Annotated in this window: 17 protein-coding genes; 6 read left to right on the forward strand and 11 right to left on the reverse strand. The window is 65.8% G+C overall.

Annotation, left to right across the window (positions count from 1 at the left end; translation table 11 throughout):
• Positions 1–168 precede the first annotated feature (168 nt).
• Both C8J43_RS05590 and C8J43_RS05595 read right to left on the reverse strand, forming a co-directional pair.
• Positions 169–543 (reverse strand): EF-hand domain-containing protein, encoded by a 375-nt coding sequence (locus tag C8J43_RS05590; protein ID WP_133030110.1) that lies wholly within the window; start codon positions 541–543, stop codon positions 169–171.
• A 25-nt stretch (positions 544–568) separates the two neighbouring features.
• Positions 569–1135 (reverse strand): HNH endonuclease, encoded by a 567-nt coding sequence (locus C8J43_RS05595; RefSeq protein WP_056052248.1) that lies wholly within the window; start codon positions 1133–1135, stop codon positions 569–571.
• Positions 1136–1224: 89 nt separating this feature from the next.
• Here C8J43_RS05595 and gluQRS point away from each other — a divergent pair, with 89 nt between their 5' ends.
• Positions 1225–2058 (forward strand): tRNA glutamyl-Q(34) synthetase GluQRS, encoded by an 834-nt coding sequence (gene gluQRS, locus C8J43_RS05600; RefSeq protein ID WP_133030111.1) that lies wholly within the window; start codon positions 1225–1227, stop codon positions 2056–2058.
• Positions 2059–2384: 326 nt separating this feature from the next.
• Here gluQRS and C8J43_RS05605 read toward each other — a convergent pair whose 3' ends face one another.
• Positions 2385–2735: a DUF3147 family protein gene (locus C8J43_RS05605; RefSeq protein WP_056489776.1), complete on the reverse strand. Its 351-nt coding sequence runs from the start codon at positions 2733–2735 to the stop codon at positions 2385–2387.
• Positions 2736–2818: 83 nt separating this feature from the next.
• Between C8J43_RS05605 and C8J43_RS05610 the strand changes: the two genes are divergently transcribed.
• From C8J43_RS05610 to egtD, 4 genes are all read left to right on the forward strand, one after another.
• A complete protein-coding gene (locus C8J43_RS05610; protein ID WP_056052241.1) occupies positions 2819–3049 on the forward strand; it encodes a twin transmembrane helix small protein in 231 nt (76 codons plus the stop codon).
• Between the two features lie 105 nt (positions 3050–3154).
• Positions 3155–3739 carry a cob(I)yrinic acid a,c-diamide adenosyltransferase gene (locus C8J43_RS05615; RefSeq protein ID WP_133030112.1) on the forward strand — a complete coding sequence of 195 codons (585 nt, stop codon included), beginning with the start codon at positions 3155–3157 and terminating at the stop codon, positions 3737–3739.
• 48 nt (positions 3740–3787) lie between these two features.
• Positions 3788–5056: an ergothioneine biosynthesis protein EgtB gene (gene egtB / locus C8J43_RS05620; protein WP_133030113.1), complete on the forward strand. Its 1269-nt coding sequence runs from the start codon at positions 3788–3790 to the stop codon at positions 5054–5056.
• A complete protein-coding gene (gene egtD, locus C8J43_RS05625) occupies positions 5056–6033 on the forward strand; it encodes an L-histidine N(alpha)-methyltransferase (protein WP_133030114.1) in 978 nt (325 codons plus the stop codon). Before egtB ends, egtD begins: the two co-directional genes overlap by 1 nt.
• A gap of 1747 nt (positions 6034–7780) precedes the next feature.
• On the opposite strand, the gene C8J43_RS05630 is transcribed toward egtD, so the two are convergent.
• Positions 7781–7975: a hypothetical protein gene (locus C8J43_RS05630; RefSeq protein WP_133030115.1), complete on the reverse strand. Its 195-nt coding sequence runs from the start codon at positions 7973–7975 to the stop codon at positions 7781–7783.
• Between C8J43_RS05630 and trpC the strand changes: the two genes are divergently transcribed.
• A complete protein-coding gene (trpC, locus tag C8J43_RS05635; protein ID WP_133030116.1) occupies positions 7974–8789 on the forward strand; it encodes an indole-3-glycerol phosphate synthase TrpC in 816 nt (271 codons plus the stop codon). The two genes, C8J43_RS05630 and trpC, sit on opposite strands and share 2 nt — an antisense overlap.
• Positions 8790–8858: 69 nt before the next feature.
• Here the strand turns inward: trpC and C8J43_RS05640 are convergent, their stop codons facing one another.
• The 7 genes from C8J43_RS05640 to C8J43_RS05670 form a co-directional block, all read right to left on the reverse strand.
• The gene (locus C8J43_RS05640; protein ID WP_165899556.1) at positions 8859–9965 is read right to left on the reverse strand and encodes a DUF1176 domain-containing protein; all 1107 of its coding nucleotides are present in this window, start codon (positions 9963–9965) and stop codon (positions 8859–8861) included.
• Positions 9966–10039: 74 nt separating this feature from the next.
• Positions 10040–11749: an N-acetylglucosamine-specific PTS transporter subunit IIBC gene (gene nagE / locus C8J43_RS05645; protein ID WP_133030118.1), complete on the reverse strand. Its 1710-nt coding sequence runs from the start codon at positions 11747–11749 to the stop codon at positions 10040–10042.
• A complete protein-coding gene (gene ptsP / locus C8J43_RS05650) occupies positions 11746–14322 on the reverse strand; it encodes a phosphoenolpyruvate--protein phosphotransferase (RefSeq protein ID WP_133030119.1) in 2577 nt (858 codons plus the stop codon). The genes nagE and ptsP overlap by 4 nt, the downstream gene beginning before the upstream one ends.
• Positions 14323–14326: 4 nt before the next feature.
• Positions 14327–15520 (reverse strand): N-acetylglucosamine-6-phosphate deacetylase, encoded by a 1194-nt coding sequence (gene nagA / locus C8J43_RS05655; protein ID WP_243645441.1) that lies wholly within the window; start codon positions 15518–15520, stop codon positions 14327–14329.
• Positions 15517–16524 (reverse strand): SIS domain-containing protein, encoded by a 1008-nt coding sequence (locus C8J43_RS05660; protein WP_133030773.1) that lies wholly within the window; start codon positions 16522–16524, stop codon positions 15517–15519. Before C8J43_RS05660 ends, nagA begins: the two co-directional genes overlap by 4 nt.
• 121 nt (positions 16525–16645) lie before the next feature.
• The gene (locus C8J43_RS05665) at positions 16646–17383 is read right to left on the reverse strand and encodes a GntR family transcriptional regulator (RefSeq protein WP_056052211.1); all 738 of its coding nucleotides are present in this window, start codon (positions 17381–17383) and stop codon (positions 16646–16648) included.
• 86 nt (positions 17384–17469) lie between these two features.
• Positions 17470–18246, reverse strand: a complete 777-nt coding sequence (locus C8J43_RS05670) for a copper homeostasis protein CutC (protein ID WP_133030120.1) — start codon at positions 18244–18246, stop codon at positions 17470–17472.
• Positions 18247–18598: the final 352 nt, after the last annotated feature.

Here is an 18598-nt window from a genome sequence, read left to right on the forward strand (position 1 = left end):
TTTGGGATCGTGAAGGAGTGCGTTCGAATGAAAAACGCTGATCGCGTGTAATTTAATGTCGCTTATCGTTTCCCGTCATCCTGACGAAAGTCAGGATCCAGAGCCGATAAAGCTGCATGCTATTACCCTGGATCCTGACTTTCGTCAGGATGACGGAGCAGTAGATGCCTAGTTCTTCCGTGACTCCGCGCGCTCTTCCGACGTGACGGTGCCGTCGTGGTTCAGGTCCATCTTGTCGAACCAGGCGAGCGTGCCTTCGCTCCACTCGATCGCGGTGATGACGCCGTCGTTGTTGCGGTCGAATGCCTTGATGCGGGCATTCGGCGAGGGGAGTTCGTCCTTGGTGATGCGGTCGTCGCCGTTGCGGTCGAGCGTCCGGAAACGGCGTTCCATGCTGGCGCCGAAATCGAGCCGCGAGGTGACCGAGGGCGGCACGAAGCCGACCGCGTTGGCGTCGGCCTGCGCGCGCTGCGCGTCCTTGTCGCCGCACGCGGACACCAGAATTCCCGTCGCGGCGAGCGCCGCTACCAGTTTCACCTGCATAGAATCTCCCGTCGTATCGATGCCGTCAGGCTTCGAGTTCGATGTCCCAGTACAGCCAGTCGTGCCATGTGTCGTGCAGGTAGTTGGGCGGGAAGCTGCGGCCGTGTTCCTGAAGGTGCCAGTTGGTCGGGCGGATCGCCTCGATATGCAGCGGCATCGCCGCCTGTTTCGGCGTGCGGCCGCCTTTCTTGAGGTTGCAGGGCGAGCAGGCGGTGACGACGTTCTCCCACGTGGTACGACCGCCTTGCGCGCGGGGGACGACATGGTCGAAGGTGAGATCGCGCAGCTTGCCGCAATATTGGCAGGTGAACTTGTCGCGCAGGAACAGGTTGAAGCGGGTGAAGGCGGGAAATTGCGACGGTCGGACGAACTGCTTGAGCGCGATCACCGAGGGCAGCTTCAGCGCGAAATTGGCGCTGCGCACTTCGCGTTCATAGGTGGCGACGATGTCGACGCGGTCGAGGAAGACAGCCTTGACCGCGGTTTGCCACGGCCAGACGCTGAGCGGATAGTAGGAAAGCGGCGTGTAATCGGCATTGAGCACGAGCGCCGGACAACCATCCGGATGACGCATCAGATCGGGGTGAAACACGGCTCCTCCCACTCAGGCTTCGCAGAGCGCCCTATGGACGACAGCGATGACACCGCCATGACAGCACGGCGCGTGGCGGTCGGTCAAGCATGCTGATCGACGGACCGGTCGTCACGCGGTTCGCACCGAGCCCGACGGGGCGGTTGCATCTGGGCCACGCGGTGTCGGCGATCCGCGCGCACGATTACGCGCGCGAGCGGGGCGGGCGGTTCCTGCTGCGGGTCGAGGATATCGATGGGACGCGGAGTCGGCCTGAATTCGTTGCGGGGATTTTGGAGGACCTGGGGTGGCTTGGGTTGGGGTGGGACTCGTTGGTGTTCCAGTCGGAGCGGTTGGCTACGTATGATGTTGCGCTGGAGGCTTTGAAGGCGCGCGGGCTGGTTTACCCCTGTTTCTGTACGCGGGCGGAGATCGCGGCGAGTGCCTCTGCGCCGCAGGGGGATGTCGGGCCGGTCTATCCGGGTATTTGTCGCGGTTTGAGCGCGGAGGAGGTCGCTGCGCGGGGCGATGTGGCGCATTGCTGGCGGCTCGACATGGCAAAGGCTGTGGCGATTGCCGGCGTGCTTGCGTGGCATGATGCGATTGCCGGGACGGTTGTTGCCGATCCGCTGGCGCAGGGGGATGTCGTGCTGGCGCGGAAGGATGCGCCGGCGAGCTATCATCTGGCGGTGACTCTGGATGATGCGGCGCAGGGGGTGACGGACGTGGTGCGCGGGGTGGACCTGTTCGCGGCGACCGACGTGCACCGGGTTTTGCAGGCTTTGCTGGGGTTGGCGGTGCCGGCGTATCATCATCACCCGTTGGTGGTGGATGCCGCGGGGCGGCGGTTGGCCAAGCGGGATGGGGCTTTGTCGCTGGCGGAGATGCGGGCGGCGGGGGAGGATGGGGTGGTGCTGGCGGCTCGGGTGCGGAGTGAGGGATAATCGGTTTTCAGCGGTAAGCGCGGAGATCAATCGGTGCTTGCAACTTTCGGCAGCGGTGCAGTCGTAAACGGTCGCAGTCTGCACTTCCTTGTTCTCCCGCAAAGGCGGGAGCCCAGACTGGGTCCCCGCCTTCGCGGGGAAACAAGGAGGAGGGTACGACGCCTATAACGTGCCACTACCCCGGTGAAGGCCGGGGCCCAGTTGGGGGACGTTGCCAACTGATCGCAGCGCTTCGTTACTGCGACCTTTCCAACTGGGCGCCGGCCTTCGCCGGGGTGGTGCTTCTTCTGGGTGGTGCTGATTTGCATTTGACGAGGACGCTGCTGCTAAAGCTCGATCCCCAACCTTGGCGCCGCCCACGTCATCGCCGCATACAGCGCGATCGTCAGTACGCACCCTGCCACCAGCGACACCCAGAACGGCGCACCATGTCGCAACAGCGCCGGGATCAGCAGGAACATCGGCAGCGACGGCAGCACGTACCAGAAGGTCGCGCCGGCGTGTGCGGCCATCGTCCGCGGGTCGGGCTTGTCGCGCCAGAGCCAGATCATGCCGAGCACCGACACCAGCGGCAGCGATGCCACGAGCGCGCCAAAGCCGGGATAGCGCTTGGCGATCTCCGACGCGGCGGCGATAAGAATGCCGGAAATCAGGGCTTTCAGCGTCAAGTATAACATGCAGCATTTGCACGCATCACGAAGGGTTCCGCAACACTGCTACGGCCATTGCTAGCAGCATCCGGTGCGCTTACATTCCCTTCATGAACACATTCCTCGTCATCCTCCTGATCGCGGCGATGATCGCGACCGTCGTGGCTCTGGTGCGGGGCGTCGTGTCGTTCCTGCAGGAGGGCACGGCGCAGGTTCGCGACGGCAACGGCCCGAGCGCGGCATCGCTCAAATCGAATCGGATGATGCAGCAGCGGATCTTTTTCCAGGCGCTGGCGATCCTGATCGTCGTCGTGATCCTGTTCGCGGCGGGACGGAACTAGGGAAGGGACTGCCCCGCTCACGGGGTTCGGCCACTTCCGCAGTCGGTGTGCGTCCGTCATCCTGACGAAAGTCAGGATGACGAGTGCTGGTGTTGGTGGATAAAAATGGTCAAGCTCAACAAGATCTACACGCGAACGGGTGACGACGGTACGACCGGGCTGGTCGATGGGTCGCGCGTGTCGAAGGCGAGTGCGCTGATGCAGGCGATCGGCGATGTCGACGAGGCGAACTCCGCTATCGGCGTGGCAGTGGTGGCGCTCGGCGACGATCCGCTCGCCGTGGCGCTGGAGCGAATCCAGAACGACCTGTTCGATCTTGGTGCCGACATGGCGACTCCCGCAGGTGATGACGGTTTCGCTCCATCGGAGATGGTCTTGCGGATCGTGCCGGCACAGGTCGAGCGGCTAGAGCGCGAGATCGATGCGCTGAACGCGCACCTCGCGCCGTTACGGAGCTTCATCCTGCCGGGCGGATCGCCGCAGGCCGCCGCACTGCATCTGGCCCGCGCCATTTCGCGGCGCGCGGAGCGATCCGCGGTCGCGGCGACGCACGACATGCCGCTGAATCCGGCGGCATTAGCGTATGTTAACCGGCTATCGGATTTCCTGTTCGTGGCGTCGCGCGCAGTGAACCAAAACGGGGCCGGCGACGTTCTATGGCGACCGGGGGCTACGCGCGCAAAAGCGTGATCGGCGTTCGCGCGTTGCGGTACTGGGCGACGCATTGAAGGATAACCGATGCCTCAGCCTATTCGTCCCGAACTCACCCCCGCTCCTTCGTCGGATTTGAGCGAGCGCTTCTCGGCTGTACGCGCGCTGTCGCTGGCGCTGGCCGCGCCGCTGTCGGATGCCGATGCGACGGTGCAGTCGATGGACGACGCGTCGCCGACCAAGTGGCATCTGGCGCACACGACGTGGTTCTTCGAGACCTTCGTGTTGCGCGATCACGTCGCCGGTTATGCGTTGCACGACGAGCGTTTTCCGTTCCTGTTCAACAGCTATTACGAGGCCGAGGGGCGGCGCCATGCGCGCGATCGGCGCGGGATGGTGACGCGGCCGTCGCTCGACGAAGTGCGGGCGTACCGCGCGCATGTCGATGCGGCGTTGCTCGACGCGCTGCCCGGCTTGTCGGCGGATGCGCAGGCTTTGGTGGCGCTTGGGTGTCATCACGAGGAGCAGCACCAGGAGTTGCTGGTGACCGACATCCTTCACATGTTTTCCGAAAACCCGCTGGAGCCCGCGATGTGGCCGGCGCCGCGGAAAGTGCCGGTCGAGATGCCGGGGCCGATCGGCTGGATCGCGCGCGAGAGCGGGATCGTCGAGGTCGGGCATGACGGCCAAGGGTTCGCATTCGATTGCGAGGGACCGCGTCACGCCGCCTTGCTGGTGCCGCATGCGATCGCGGACCGGACCGTGACGAACGGCGAATGGGCGGCGTTCATTGCCGATGGCGGCTATACCGAAGCGCGGCATTGGTTGGCGGACGGCTGGGCGTGGGTGAAGGCCGAGGGCATCGTCGCGCCGCTCTATTGGGAGAAGGGCGAGGCGGGCTGGACGCGGTTCGGGCTCGACGGGCGGCGCGCGATCGATCCGGCTGCGCCGGTGACGCATGTGAGCTTTTTCGAGGCGGATGCGTATGCGAGCTGGGCCGGCGCACGGTTGCCGACGGAGTTCGAATGGGAGGCGGCCGCGGCCTTGCACGACGCGAATGGCGGCAACCAGATGGACGTGGCCGGGCCTGTCGAGCCTCGGCCAGCGGCGCATGGCCCGGCGTTTTTCGGCGATGTCTGGGAGTGGACCGGCAGCGCGTATCGCCCGTATCCCGGGTTCGTGACCGCGGCCGGCGCGGTCGGCGAATACAACGGCAAGTTCATGAGTTCGCAGTTCATCCTGCGCGGGGGCAGCTGTGCCACGCCGCGTGGACATGCCCGGCCGAGCTACCGCAATTTCTTTTATCCGCACCAACGGTGGCAGTTCACCGGCGTGCGTCTCGCGAAAGATATCTGATGTTGAAGCCTGAGATCGAGGACGGCGAGCAGACGCTCGCCGACCCGCAATTCCGCGCGGACGTGCTGGACGGCCTTGCGCGGCGCCCGCGGGCGATCCCGGCGCGCTGGTTCTACGACCGGCGCGGGTCGGAGCTGTTCGAGAAGATCACCGATCTGCCCGAATATTATCCGACGCGGACCGAGCGTTCGATCCTAGAAACTGCGTGTCCCGAAGTGGCGACGCTTGCGGGCGAAGGTCGTGCGGTCGTCGAGTTCGGCTCGGGGTCGTCGACCAAGACGCCGATCCTGCTCGATGCCGTTGCACCGTCGGTATACGTGCCGATCGATATCTCGGGGGATTTCCTGCGGGAGTCGTCGAAGGTGCTGGGCGAGCAGTTTCCGGATCTGCTGGTGCTGCCGTTCGAGGCGGACTTCATGCGGCCATTAAGCTTGCCGAAGACGATCGCGGATACGCCCAAGCTCGGGTTTTTCCCGGGGTCGACGATCGGCAACATGATCCCGTTGATGGCAGTGGATCTGTTGCGCGCGATGCGGTCGTCGCTCGGCGTCGGCGCGATGCTGTTGATCGGGATGGACCGGATCAAGGGCGAGGACGTGCTGGTGCCCGCGTATGACGATGCGCAGGGCGTGACGGCGGCGTTCAACCTGAACCTGCTCGAGCGGATCAACCGCGAACTGGACGGCGATATCCCGGTCGACGCGTTCCGGCACAAGGCGGTGTGGAACGACGATCGCGCGCGGATCGAGATGCACCTGGAGGCGGTGCGCGACGTGGCGTTTACCGTTGACGGGCGGTCGTTCGAGATGATTGCCGGCGAGACGATCCACACGGAGAACTCGCATAAATACGGCGCGCGCGATGCTCGGATCCTGCTGCGGTCGGGCGGGTGGACGCCGGTGGCTTTGTGGACCGATCCGGAGGGGTTGTTCGGGGTGTATCTGGCCGAGGCGCAGGTGGAGCGGCCGGCGCCTTGAGGGCGGCTGCCCAGCGTTGCCGATCGGGGCGACGTTAGTATCGCCCAATTGTAGACGATCGTTGATCAAACCGGGGCGAACGTCTGTAGCTTAGCTAGAACGCTTGCCTTGCATTTCATGATATTGCAGAAAAACACTCGCGCGGCGAAGAGAGAAGGGTGTCCGCTGGCCGACGGTGAGGAGGGGGGCTGGAATGATCGTATTGCTTCTGGCCGGGGTGACGAACGTGGATTACCCGCGTCCGCCTATGATTAGTCCGCTACGGCCGTCGCAAATGACCGGTCCTTTTCGTTATGGTTACGATTCGAAGGACGCAGGCGCCACAGCAAGACTCCTCCTAACGGTTGATCCAACCGGAAGAATTATACATTGCGATGTAGTCGTTCCAAGCGGCCATCCCAAGTTAGACACAGCCGGTTGCAAGCTATACCTTGGTATCAAGGGGCAGCCGGCGCTTGGTGGTGATGGGAAGCCAGCATACGGAACAATAAGTGCAGGAGTAACATTTTTCAAAGATGGAGGCCTGATCCCACCATCTGTTGATCTCCAGCTGGTAGTTGAGCGCTTGCCTGACCCAGGCGCTGTCTTCGCTAGGCGGTTTTCTTCACTGATCGTGGATCCAACCGGCAAAGTGCTCACGTGCAGCAACATACTGTATGGCCGCGCGTCGCCCGATGCGCTCGACCGTGCCCTCTGCAAGTTCGCCGCGACTTCCGTCACCTTCAAACCAGTTTTAGATGTTGCGAACAGACCGACTGAATCTGTCCAGGCTTTTGCCGTCGAGTTTTCCACGAAGGATGCGCCTGTTGTGCGACCGGGCCCCCCGCTGCGGCCCGAATAGCCGGGCCACATCCACCCTGCGCGTTAATGTCTGCTCCCGACCAATAACGGGCCTTAGGTAAGATTTTTAGATTTACGGCTAAGCACGTTGCCGCCCAACGGAGCGGTCAAATGCAGACAGTCATTCAAAAGATATTCGGAATCGGAGGCTGTTTTGGCTTCGCAATTTTGCTCCTCGGTGCGGGTTGGCAAACTTACGTCCTAGAGTTTCGTCCTGTCGTGTCGACCCACGTGCCTAAATTTCCGTCGCCAAACTGGATGTGCGGTCGAGCTATTAGCGCTCGCCATTGCGTCGCCATCAGTATGGGTGAACGATCCGTTTGGGACTACTTCGTTTTATCGCTGCCTCTTTGCATCATGCTGGCGGGAGGTGGGATACTCCTATCCCGTTCTAAGCACGTCCGCTAACGCCCATCTCTTGCCGTTCCCGGTCGCGATCACGCTTTCCGATTGCAGACGGTTGTTCAGCAAGGCAGCATGACGCGGTGAAGATCGCACGGCCACTGATGACCCGCATCATTCTATGGTGCCTTGCCTACCTCTGGACGGCCTCTGCTGCGCTCGGCATCAGCTATTTCGCCGGTTAGCAGTATGATGGCGATGCGGGCTGGTGGTTAGTAACAGCCTACAGTTTTCCGGCTCTAACGCTCGCCAGCCCGCTGTTGTGGGTGGCTGGTAATCCTGAGCTTGGCGCGACCTATTGCTTAGTCGCTTTGACGGCTCTGACGATGGCGGCAGCCGGCGTTATACGTCGCCCGGCCAAACAGCCTACCGGCAGCTAGGCTGCGCGGCTGCCAGAAAGCGGTCGGTCCGCTTTCCTCTCATCTCGGACATTCCGCTTACCTCTATTTGCAGACATGGGCTACCTCGCCGTGATTTGGCGGATATGCCCTCACCGAACCGCGCGTCAGTACGCGACCAAAGTGCTCCGAGCGGCCAGCTCAGCCTCGAGCCAATCGCCGAGATGATCGAACGCTGCGATTAATGGCCGGTTCGGCCGGATGCGCTCCCAGTCGTTGCGCTGTAGAAGCCGTCCACCTGCACGCTCCGGACGGCCGACACCGTCTCTGGCCGCAGCGACCAAAGGAATTGCATCTGACATGACCAGCATCCTCAAGAAAATCGAAGCCTATAAGCGCCAGGAAATAGAGGCCGCGAAAGCCGCGGTATCGCTTGCCGACCTCCGGGCGATGCAAGCCGATCAGGAGGCTCCACGCGGCTTTCACAAGGCCCTGGTCGCCCGGCAAAGCGCCGGCCTGTTCGGGCTCATCGCGGAAATCAAGAAGGCCAGTCCATCGAAGGGCCTGATCCGTTCGGATTTCGATCCACCCGCCCTCGCGCGCGCGTACGAAGCAGGCGGCGCGGCGTGTCTGTCGGTGCTGACGGATGCGCCGAGCTTCCAGGGTGCACCGGCGTTCCTCACCGCCGCTCGTGCGGCCTGCAGCCTGCCGGCGCTGCGCAAGGACTTCATGTTCGAAACCTATCAGGTGGAGGAAGCCCGCGCCTGGGGTGCGGACTGCATCCTTCTGATCATGGCATCGCTGTCCGATGACGACGCGGTTCGCCTCCAGGACAGCGCGTTCGCGCTGGGCATGGACGTTTTGGTCGAGGTCCATGACGAACTGGAAATGGAGAGAGCGCTGAAACTGTCCTCGCCGCTGATCGGTATTAACAATCGAGATCTGCGGACCTTCGAAGTCAGCCTGACGAACAGCGAAAAGCTGGCGCCGATGGTGCCCGACGATCGGCTGATCATCGGCGAAAGCGGCATTTTCACGCATGCCGATTGTCAGCGGCTCCAGGCTGCCGGCATCACCTCGTTCCTGGTCGGCGAGAGCCTCATGCGAAAAGACGATGTCGAGACCGCGACGCGCGTTCTCCTGAAAGGCGAAGACGCAAGTTCGATCCAGGAATAACCGCGAGCGGAATTCCGACCCGTCATCCGCGCCCTGCTCGTAACCCTCCCCCGAAGGGGATGGGGCGGGTCAGGGCCGGATCACGCGGGCGCGCCAGGTGGTGATGAAGTCGGCGTTGCCGCGGCATTCGCGCATTTCCGATTGTTCGGAGAGGCGGAAGCGGGTGCCGTCCCAGACGAAGCGCTGGTGGACTCCGCAGTCGCCCAGGCCGCGGCCCTTGGCGTCGCTGGTCAGGACGCCGTTTTCGAACGCGCCGTTGATGACGCTTTTGACGGGGGTGCCGGAGTCGGCGCCGGTCGCCTCGAAGCCCGCGGGAGCGTCGAATTGGGCTGGGGTGATCCCGGCGCCGTCGACGATGAAGAGCGCGCTGATCAGATTGTAGGCGCCGGTCGAGCAGGGGAATATGACCAGCGACTTGCCGCCGCCGAGCGCGTGCGTTTCGGGGGTGAAGCCTTCGACGGTGCAGGTGGCGCGTTTGCGCAGCGTTGCGATCTGGGCGGCAGTGAGCTTGGCGGCGGCGCCCGAGGGCGCGATCGTGGCGATGGCCGGAAGCGGCGGCGTGGGCGCGCGCGACGGGGCGGGGCCCTTGGCGACGATCGCATCGGTGCTGCCGACGCGGCCTTGTTGCGCGTCGATGTAGCGGAGCGCGGCGGCGGCACCCTTCAGCGACAGCGTGACGAGCGCGTGGCCGTTTGCCCCGCGTACGCTCAACGTCGTGCCGTTCGCCATCGCCGCGGTGAGGCTAGCTGCGTCGCGTAACGCGGTGGGTCTGCCGTCGATCGCAAAGCCGGTGGGGTGCGCCGCCTGTGCGGGGGCGTTGTCCGTTGCGATCTTGACCGAGACTGCGCCGGCGGGGCCGGGTTCACGCGTGATGTTGAGCGTGATCGGTGATCCAGTCTCGCTCGGAAAGCCGTCTTCGGGCAGCAGCGCGGCGAGGGTGCACCGCAAGCCATTGTCGCAGCCGACCGCCCAGTCGCCGAAAGTCTTCAGCGCGCCCGGCGTCGGCTTGATATGGGTATCGGTGACGGCCGCCGGCGTGGCCGGCGTCGCGCGTGCGTCGGGCGGTGTCGCCGTCGTCGCGTTGTGCGTTTCCGGCGCGGCGGGCTGCGAGGAGGGTGAGCAACCGGCCACCGCCGCGGCGATGATCGAGAAGGGGAGCAGGGCCGAGTTTCGCATCATCTGCCGATATTAGCGTTCTACGAAGTTGCCGGAAAGTCATCCGGCAACCTCCCACCGCAAAGTGGCGTCACTCAGGCGAGCAGGATCGACGCGGCGCGATTGGCGTCGAACAGCAGGTGGACGAGACCGGGGGCGGGGCGGGCGACGGCGTGGACGCCGAGCGCTTCGAGCGACGATAGCGAGGTGCGGTCGGCGTCGTGCAGGCGGATGCGCAGGCGCGTGCCGTGGCGGGTGGCTGCCTCGATATTGTCGGTGCCGCCCAGTGCTGCGATCGTCGCGGCTGTCAGGCGGATATCCGCCGGGACTTCGGTTGCCGGTTCGGCGACGACCGGCGCTGGTCCGCCGGCGGCGATCGCGTCGCGGATCTCGACCGCGACCGAATCGGCGATCGGGCCGAGCACGATCTGGAGCGCCTTGTCGGACGGACGGATAAGGCCGCGCGCGCCGAGCGCCTTGAGCCGTGCCTCGTCCACCGCGCCCTGGTCGACGACGATCAGGCGCAGGCGGGTGGTGCACGCGCCGACGCTGGTCAGGTTGGCGGCGCCGCCGAGCGCTTCGGCAAACGCGGCGCCACGCTCGCTCTTGGCGACGGTTGCAGCGGCGACGGGCGCGTCGCGCTCGCGGCCGGGCGTGGGGAGGTCGAGGCGCTTGATGACGGTGCGGAACAGGACGTAGTAGATCGCGGCATAGGCCAGACCGACCGGCAACAGCAGCAGTGGCTTGGTCGCCTTGCCGTAGTTCAGCACGTAGTCGAACAGCCCGGCGGAGAAGCCGAAGCCCAATTTCACGCCTAGCGCGTTCATCAGCGCCATCGACAGACCGGTCAGCACCGCGTGGATCGCGTAGAGCACCGGTGCCAGGAACATGAAGCTGAACTCGATCGGCTCGGTCACGCCGGTCAGAGCGGAGGTGAGCGCGAGGCTGAGCAGCATGCCGCCGACCGCTTTACGGCGCTCCGGCAATGCCGAATGGTACATCGCGAGACAGGCGGCGGGCAGGCCGAACATCATCACGGGGAAGAACCCGGCCATGAACGCGCCGGCGTTGGGATCGCCCGCGAAGAACCGCCGCAGGTCGCCCGTCGTGCCGTGGTAGTCGCCGGCGACGAACCAGACGATATTGTTTAGCAGATGGTGCAACCCGGTGACGAGCAACAGGCGGTTGAGCAGCCCGAACGCGAACAGGCCGAACCCGCCAGCGCCGCTAATCCCGTAGCTCAAGCCGTCGATCCCGGTGCTGAGCGCGCCGAAGCCGAGGCCGACGATGATGCCGAGTACGAGGCCCGCGACGCCGCTGACGATGGGTACGAACCGGCGTCCGCCAAAGAAGGCCAGGTATTCGGGCAGCGCGATGGCGGAGAAGCGGTTGTAGAAACTGCCGCCGATCAGCCCCGAAAGGATGCCGATCGGGACGTCGAGCCGGGCGATCGCCTTGGCTTTCCAGGCGGCGGTGGCGAGTGCGATCGTGTCACCGGTGAAGCCCTTGAGTGCGTCGGCGGGGACGGTCATCAGCGCTTGTGCGCCTTGCGTCGTCACGAGGTAGCAGACCACGCCCGCGAGACATGCGGCGCCGTTGCCATCGCGCGCGAAACCGGTGGCGACGCCGATCGCGAACAACAGGCCGAGGTGCGAAAAGATCGCGTCGCCGGCTGCACTGAGCACCGCGATGTCGAGCATGTCGGGTTGGCCAAGCCGCAGCAGCAGCCCGGCGACGGGCAGCACCGCGATCGGCAGCATGAGTGCGCGGCCGAGCGGCTGGAGGGCTTCGAGCACGGACTTCATGGGCGGAACTCCCGGGCGAGCGTTCGCACGTCCGCGGCTGAAATGCAGTTCATGGCGGCTGCGGCATGCGCGCGGCAGGCATCGATCGTGAGCGTCGCGACCAGCGCCTTGATCTCGGGGACGAGTGCGGGCGCGGACGAGAGTTCGCTGACGCCCAGCCCGATCAGGATCGGTACCGCGAGCGGATCGGAGGCGAGGCCCCCGCACACGCCGGTCCATTTGCCGTGGACCGCACCGCCTTCGCAGGTCCGCGCAATCAGGCGGAGGACGGCGGGATGGAGCCCGTCGAGGTCGCTGGCGACCGCCGGATTGCCGCGGTCCATCGCGAGCGCGTATTGCGTCAGGTCGTTGGTGCCGATCGACAGGAAGTCGGCTTCGCTGGCGAGCAGGTCGGCGGTGACCGCGGCGGCGGGCGTCTCGATCATGATGCCGAGCGCGACATGCTCCGTATGCCCGATCGCGGCGGCCGCTGCGTCGAGCGCGGTGCGGACCGCGCGGAGCTCGGCGAGGCTCGCGATCATCGGGACCATGATCCGGCACTGGCCGGCGGGGCGGACCGCGAGGATCGCGCGCAGCTGGGCGTCGAGCATCTCGGGATGCGCGAGCCCGACGCGGATGCCGCGCAAGCCTAGCGCCGGGTTCTCTTCCGCGGCCATCGGGAGGTAGGGCGCGGGCTTGTCGCCGCCGATGTCGAGCAGGCGGACGATCAGCGGGCGACCGTCGAGCGTGTCGGCGATGCGCTGGTAATCGGCGGTCTGTTCCTCGACGCTGGGCGCGCTGTCGCGTTCGAGGAACAGGAATTCGGTGCGGAGCAGGCCGCAGCCTTCGGCGCCGTTGCGGACGGCAGCGTCGGCGTCGTCGGCCGAGCCAAGGTTGGCGAAGGCTTCGATCCAGACGCCGTCCTGCGTGCGGCATTCCTGCGCGGCGTTGGCGAGCGCGGCGCGGCGGCGTTCGGTCTGCGCGTCGAACGCGGTTTGTGCCGCTGCCTGTGTTTCGGCATCGGGGGCGACGTGGAGCAGGCCGGCGCCGGCGTCGAGGATCAGCGGCGTTCCTGCAGTGATCTCGGCAAGCGCTGGGCCGACTGCGACGAGGGCTGGGAGTCCCATCGTCGCGGCGAGGATCGCGACGTGCGAGGTCGGACCGCCGCGCTCTACGCAGAAGCCGACGATCGACGCGGTGTCGAGGCCGAGCAGATGTGAGGGGAGCAGGTCGTCGGCGAGCAGGATCGTGCCGGGCGGGAAACTCAGGCGCTCGTCGAGGTCTTCGCCGGCGAGCGCGCGGAGCACCTGGCGTTCGAGATCGAGCATGTCGTCGGCGCGCTCGGCGAGGCGCGCGTCGCCGGTGGCGCGGAGCGCATCGGCCTGCGCGCGGATCGCTGTGCGCCAGGCGTAGGCGGCGCTGTCGCCTTGCGTGATCGCGGCGTGGGCGTCTTCGGTCAGCGTCGGGTCGTCGAGCAGCGCGGTATGCGCGGACAGGATCGCGCGCTCGGCGCCGGTTGCGGTGGCGGATTTGTTCGCGAGACGGTCTGCGACCAAACCGAGCGCGGCGTCGAGTGCGGCGCGTTCGGCGGTTGCACCTGCACCTTCGCGCGTCACGGCGATCTCGGCGAGGCGGAAGAGCCCGGCCTGGCCGATCGCGATGCCGGGGGAGGCGGTCACGCCGGGCAGGCGGCCGTCTGCGGGGAGGGTTGTGGCAGGTTTTCGCGCTCCTTGTTCCCCCGCGGAGGCGGGGGCCCAGGACCCAGCAGCACCATCGTTCTTGGCTCCTGGGCCCCCGCCTTCGCGGGGGAACTCCGATGTAGCTGTGGGAGCGGGGGCTTTCTCGCCCATGCCGCCGAGAATCAGGTCGCCGATCGCGGCGAGCGCGTCGGCGGCGTCCGGCCCGGTGGCGGCGAGCGTGATCTCGTCGCCGAGCTTTACGCCGAGCGCCATCAGCGCGACCGGGCTGCGGACGTTGCCCTCGCGCTCATCCTTCGTGATTTTGACTTCAGACACGAACTTCCGTGCGATCTCGCCGATCCTCGCCGCTGGCCGCGCGTGGATGCCGTGGACCAGCGGCACGACGATCGTGCGGCGGACCGTGTCGCCCTCGACCACCGCCACGTCGGCGGCATCGCGCGGTTCGAGCGTCATGATCGCCTCGCCGACGCCGACCAGCTTACCGGTTTCGCGGCGGACGATCGTGAAGCGCTCTGGGTTGGTCACGATCACCGGCGTGATGACCGCGCGCGCTTCGCAGACCAGCAGGTCGAGATCGAAGCGGATCAGCGGATCGAGCCGCTGGACGCTCGCACCCTCGGTCACGCAAGGGCTGAACCCGCGCCCGCCGAGCGCCACCGTGTCGAGACCGATATGCATCAGGATCTCGGCGCCCTCGGGCGTCCGCAGCGTGATCGCGTGGCCGCTGGCGTGGACGCTCAGCACGACCGCGTCGCACGGTGCGTGCAGGCAGTCGCCGGTCGGGTCGACGGCGATCCCGTCGCCCATCATCCGTTCGGCGAAGACCGGGTCGGGGACCGCCTCGAGTGGCGATGCCCAGCCCTGGAGGGGCGACGTCAGGATGATCGGCTTCATCGGTTCACGTCCTGCCCGCGACGAGTTGGCCGCCGATCCAGGTGCCCGCGGGCTTCAGATCGGCGGTGAGCGCGACCCAGTCTGCGCGCAGGCCGGGCGCGAGCGCACCGCGTTCGTGCGACAGGCCGAGGAAGGCGGCGGGGTTGGTCGCCGCCATTGCCGCCGCGGCAGGCACGTCGGCCTGCGTACGCGCGACGAAGTTGCGGACCGCGCCGGCCATGTCCAGATCGGAGCCGGCAAGCGTGCCGTCCTCGCCGAAGCACTTGCCGTCCTCGACATGGATCAGGCGCCCCTGAAGGCGGAAATCCTTGTCGACCGCGCCGACCGACGGCATCGCGTCGCTGACCAGCATCAGCCGGTCGTGGGGGCGGGCATTGAGCGCGAGCCGCAGCGCGGCGTCATGGACGTGAAGACCGTCGGCGATCAGCCCGCAATAGACGTGGCGATCGTCGAGTGCTGCACCGACCACGCCCGGCGCCCGGTGGAGCAGCGGCGACATCGCGTTGAACAGATGCGTGATGCCGGAGAGCCCCGCACCGACCGCATCGATGATCGTCTCGTAATCCGCATCGGTATGGCCCGCGCTGACGATCACGCCGCCCGCGACCAGCCGCGCGATCGACGCCGCATCGGTCAGTTCGGGCGCGAGCGTCACCATCACGCGCCCCTTGCGCGGACGGATCAGCAGTTCGATCATCGCATCGTCGAGCAGCCGGAACTTGGCGGGATCGTGGATGCCTTTCCGCGACGGGTTGATCCACGGGCCTTCGATATGCGCGCCGACCACGCCGGGAACGCCAGCCTCGATCGCTGCGTCCATCGCGTCGAGCGTCGCTGCGATCACCTCGGGTGTGTCGCTGATCAAGGTCGGCATGAACGCGGTCGTGCCGTACGGGACATGCGCCGCACCGATCGCGGCGATGCCGGCGACGGTCGGCTGGTCGTTGAGCAGTACGCCACCGCCACCGTTGACCTGCGTGTCGACGAAGCCGGGGACGAGCCAGCCGCCGCCCAGATCGACGACGCGATCGATCGCATCGGACGGCGTACCATCGAGTGCGTCGATCGCGGCGATCCGGTCGCCGTCCACGGTGAACGTCGCGCCGTTCAGCAGCGCATCGCGCGTGACGATCGTACCGTTGACGAAGTGCATCCGAAGACCGTTCCTACCGTCGTTGCTCATGGTCTCGCCGCTCATACCGTCCGCGTGACCTTGCTGAGATGAAGCGGTGCGTCGGGGTTCAGTCCGCGGCGAAGCGACAGCGCATTCGCCATCCGGTAGAAGCTCTGGATCATCAGGATCGGCTCGATCGCCGGGTGGGCGGTCAGCGCGACCGGGGTGCCGTCGGCATCCGCCTTCGCATCCGCGAGACAGACGACCGCACCGCGTGCGCGAAATTCTGCCGCCGCCTCGCGGACGCCGTCGCCCGCCGTGTCGGAGGTCGCGAACGCGATCACCGGGAAGCCGTCGTTGACGATCGCCATCGGTCCGTGGCGGACTTCGGCGGCGCTGAACGCCTCGGCATGCAGCGCGCAGGTTTCCTTCAGCTTCAGCGCGGCTTCCTGGGCAATCCCGTAGCCATAGCCGCGGCCGATCACGAACAGGTTGTTGGCGTTCGCCAGCGCGTCGACGATCGGCGACCAGTCCGCACCGAACGCGAGCGTCAGCATGTCCGGCAGCGTGTCGACGGCGTTGGCCAACGCCGCGTTCTCCGACCAGGCCGCAGTCAGGCCTGCGAACGCCGCGAGCGCGCAGATATAGGATTTGGTCGCGGCGACCGACTTCTCCGGCCCGGCCTTCAGCGCGATCAGCGTGTCGGCCATTTCCGCGAGCGGCGACGTCTCGTCGTTGACGAACGCGACGACATAGGCGCCGGCATTCTGATACGCGGTGACGGTCGCCAGCAGATCGGGGCTGCGGCCGCTCTGCGATACTGCGATGACGAGCGCGGTGCCGGGCGCCATCGGCGCGGCGTAGACCGACGATACCGAAGGCGCGGCGGAGGCGACGGGTACGCCGAGCAGCGTCTCGATCAGGTACTTGCCGTAGGTCGCGGCATGATCCGACGAGCCGCGCGCGCACGTCACGACCACGGCGGGCGGGGCGGCACGAAGCCGTTCGCCGAGCGCGGCGAACGCATCGCGGTTGGCGGACAACAGCCGCGCGACCGCATCGGCGGATTCGGCGGCCTCGCTGAACATCAGCGTCCGGGTTTCGTCGTGCAGCGTTTCGTTTTGAAGCGTGCCGTCTTGCAGAGTGGACGCGCGGTCCTGGATAGTCTCGTTCACTTGATGCCCCCCGGCCGACGCGCGCGCGCCGACGTCAGATGTCGTTGAGTTCGGCGACGAGGTCGTACGCGTCGCCACGGTAATAGGATTGGGTGAATTCGGCCGCCCGACCGTCGCGCAGGAACCCGCGGCGTTCGATGAACAGACCCGCATGCCCCGCATCGACGCCGAGCATCTTGGCGTGCTCGGCGCTGAAATGGACCGCGCGCAGGCGCTGCAACGCGCGCACCTGGCGATTGCCGGCCACTTCGAGCGCCTTGTACAGCGAGTCCTGCACCGCATCGATCGATGGCAGGCAGTATCCCGCGATGGTGGTGTATTCGAGCGCCATCGGCACGTCGTCGGCATAGCGGATACGCTGGAAGCGATAGACCGCCGAGCCCGGCGACAGGCCGAGCGAAAGCGACTCCTCGGGCGTGACCATCCCCATCGTCCGGCTGACCCAGGCGCTGCTCGGCGTCCGGCCGCGCGAGATCATGTCTTCCGAGAACGACGAGAGTTTCGAGAAGCTCTTTTCGACGCGCGTCGCGACGAACGTGCCGGCGCCGCGACGCCGCGTCAGCAAACCTTCCTCGACCAGCCCGCCAATCGCTTTCCGCACGGTGATGCGCGACACGTCATATTCCACCGCGAGATCGCGCTCGGCTGGAATGGCGTCGTCCTTGGCCAGCACGTTGCGGTTGATCGCGTCGCGGATCAGCTGCTGGAGCTGGACGTAGAGCGGGGCGGGGTTGCCGTCCCGGAATCGGCCGATGCTTGTGGAAAAGGACATGTAGGCGACTTTCGCTGATGCCGGAGCGGGCCTCCGATAGATGCAGCCCGGCAACCGATCTGGGATACGTTATGTATTGGTATTGTTCAAGCGGCTTGATGTAACACGTCTGTAAGAACCGCCTTGAGGGCGCGAACGCGGTCGATATCGGTGCGGCGTCGCCCTGCGGTCGTGAAGCCGAAACGGCGTTCGCGCGCCAGAGCCTCTGCATCGGCAACCTCGTCGAGATCGGATGCAATCGTACCGCACGAGGCATGGATCTCGACGATTCCGACATCGACAAACGCCGCGACATTGTCCGCGTCGATGCCGCTTCCCGCGAGAATGATGATCCGCCCGTCTGCGCGACGCTGCAATCTCGAGAGCATATCGAGGCCGTCGATCGCCTTCGGTGCGCCGCCGGACGTCAGCACGCGGTCGAACCCGAGCGCGATCGCGGCGTCGAGCGCGGCGGGCATGTCAGCGCACAGATCGATCGCGCGATGGAGCGTCAGTGATAGTGGCGCGCGCCGCGCTGTGCCTGCCGATCGGGCATGCGCGACCAATGACGCCAGCGTTTCGGTGTCGAGCCTGTGATCGGTGTAGGTGGCACCGATGACGACGCCGGCGAGGCCCGCTTCGGCTGCCGCGGTGATGTCGCCGGCGATCATCGCCAGCTCGCGCGCGGTATAGTGGAATCCCCCTTCGCGCGGTCTGGCAAGCAAATGGACCGGGATTGGCGCGCTTGCCGCCGCGGCGATCAGTGAAGGTGACGGCGTCAGGCCGCCCAGCGCCAGCGCGGCGCAGAGTTCGACGCGATCTGCGCCCCCGGCAATGGCGGCGTCCAATCCCGCGATATCGTCGACGCATATCTCCAGCGCCATGGATGCCCTCCCGATCGTCGTAATTATATTACGTTTGGCCGATCGAATCGCCGGGTTCAATCCCGAACCGACAGTTTCTTGTAAGAAGTGGTATTACAATAACTTGGCACCGCAGCCGCGCATGTGTGTCAAAACGAAACTGCGGAATCCGCTAGGCTATTGATACGACTGTATATTATACGATCGCCTGATTGGTGTCCTGGGGTGGTAACCAAACTGTAATTTCCGATGGATTCTGAAAATGAATTGGTTATACATTACGCCTGCCGAGCCACTCAAAGAGTAACCAAAACAGTACCAGGTGGCAGGTGATCGAAGCGACGCCGACAGCGTCGGGGGAAGGCGCTGCGGC

Origin of the sequence: Sphingomonas sp. PP-CE-1G-424 (genome assembly GCF_004341085.1) — a bacterium.
Lineage (GTDB): Bacteria > Pseudomonadota > Alphaproteobacteria > Sphingomonadales > Sphingomonadaceae > Sphingomonas.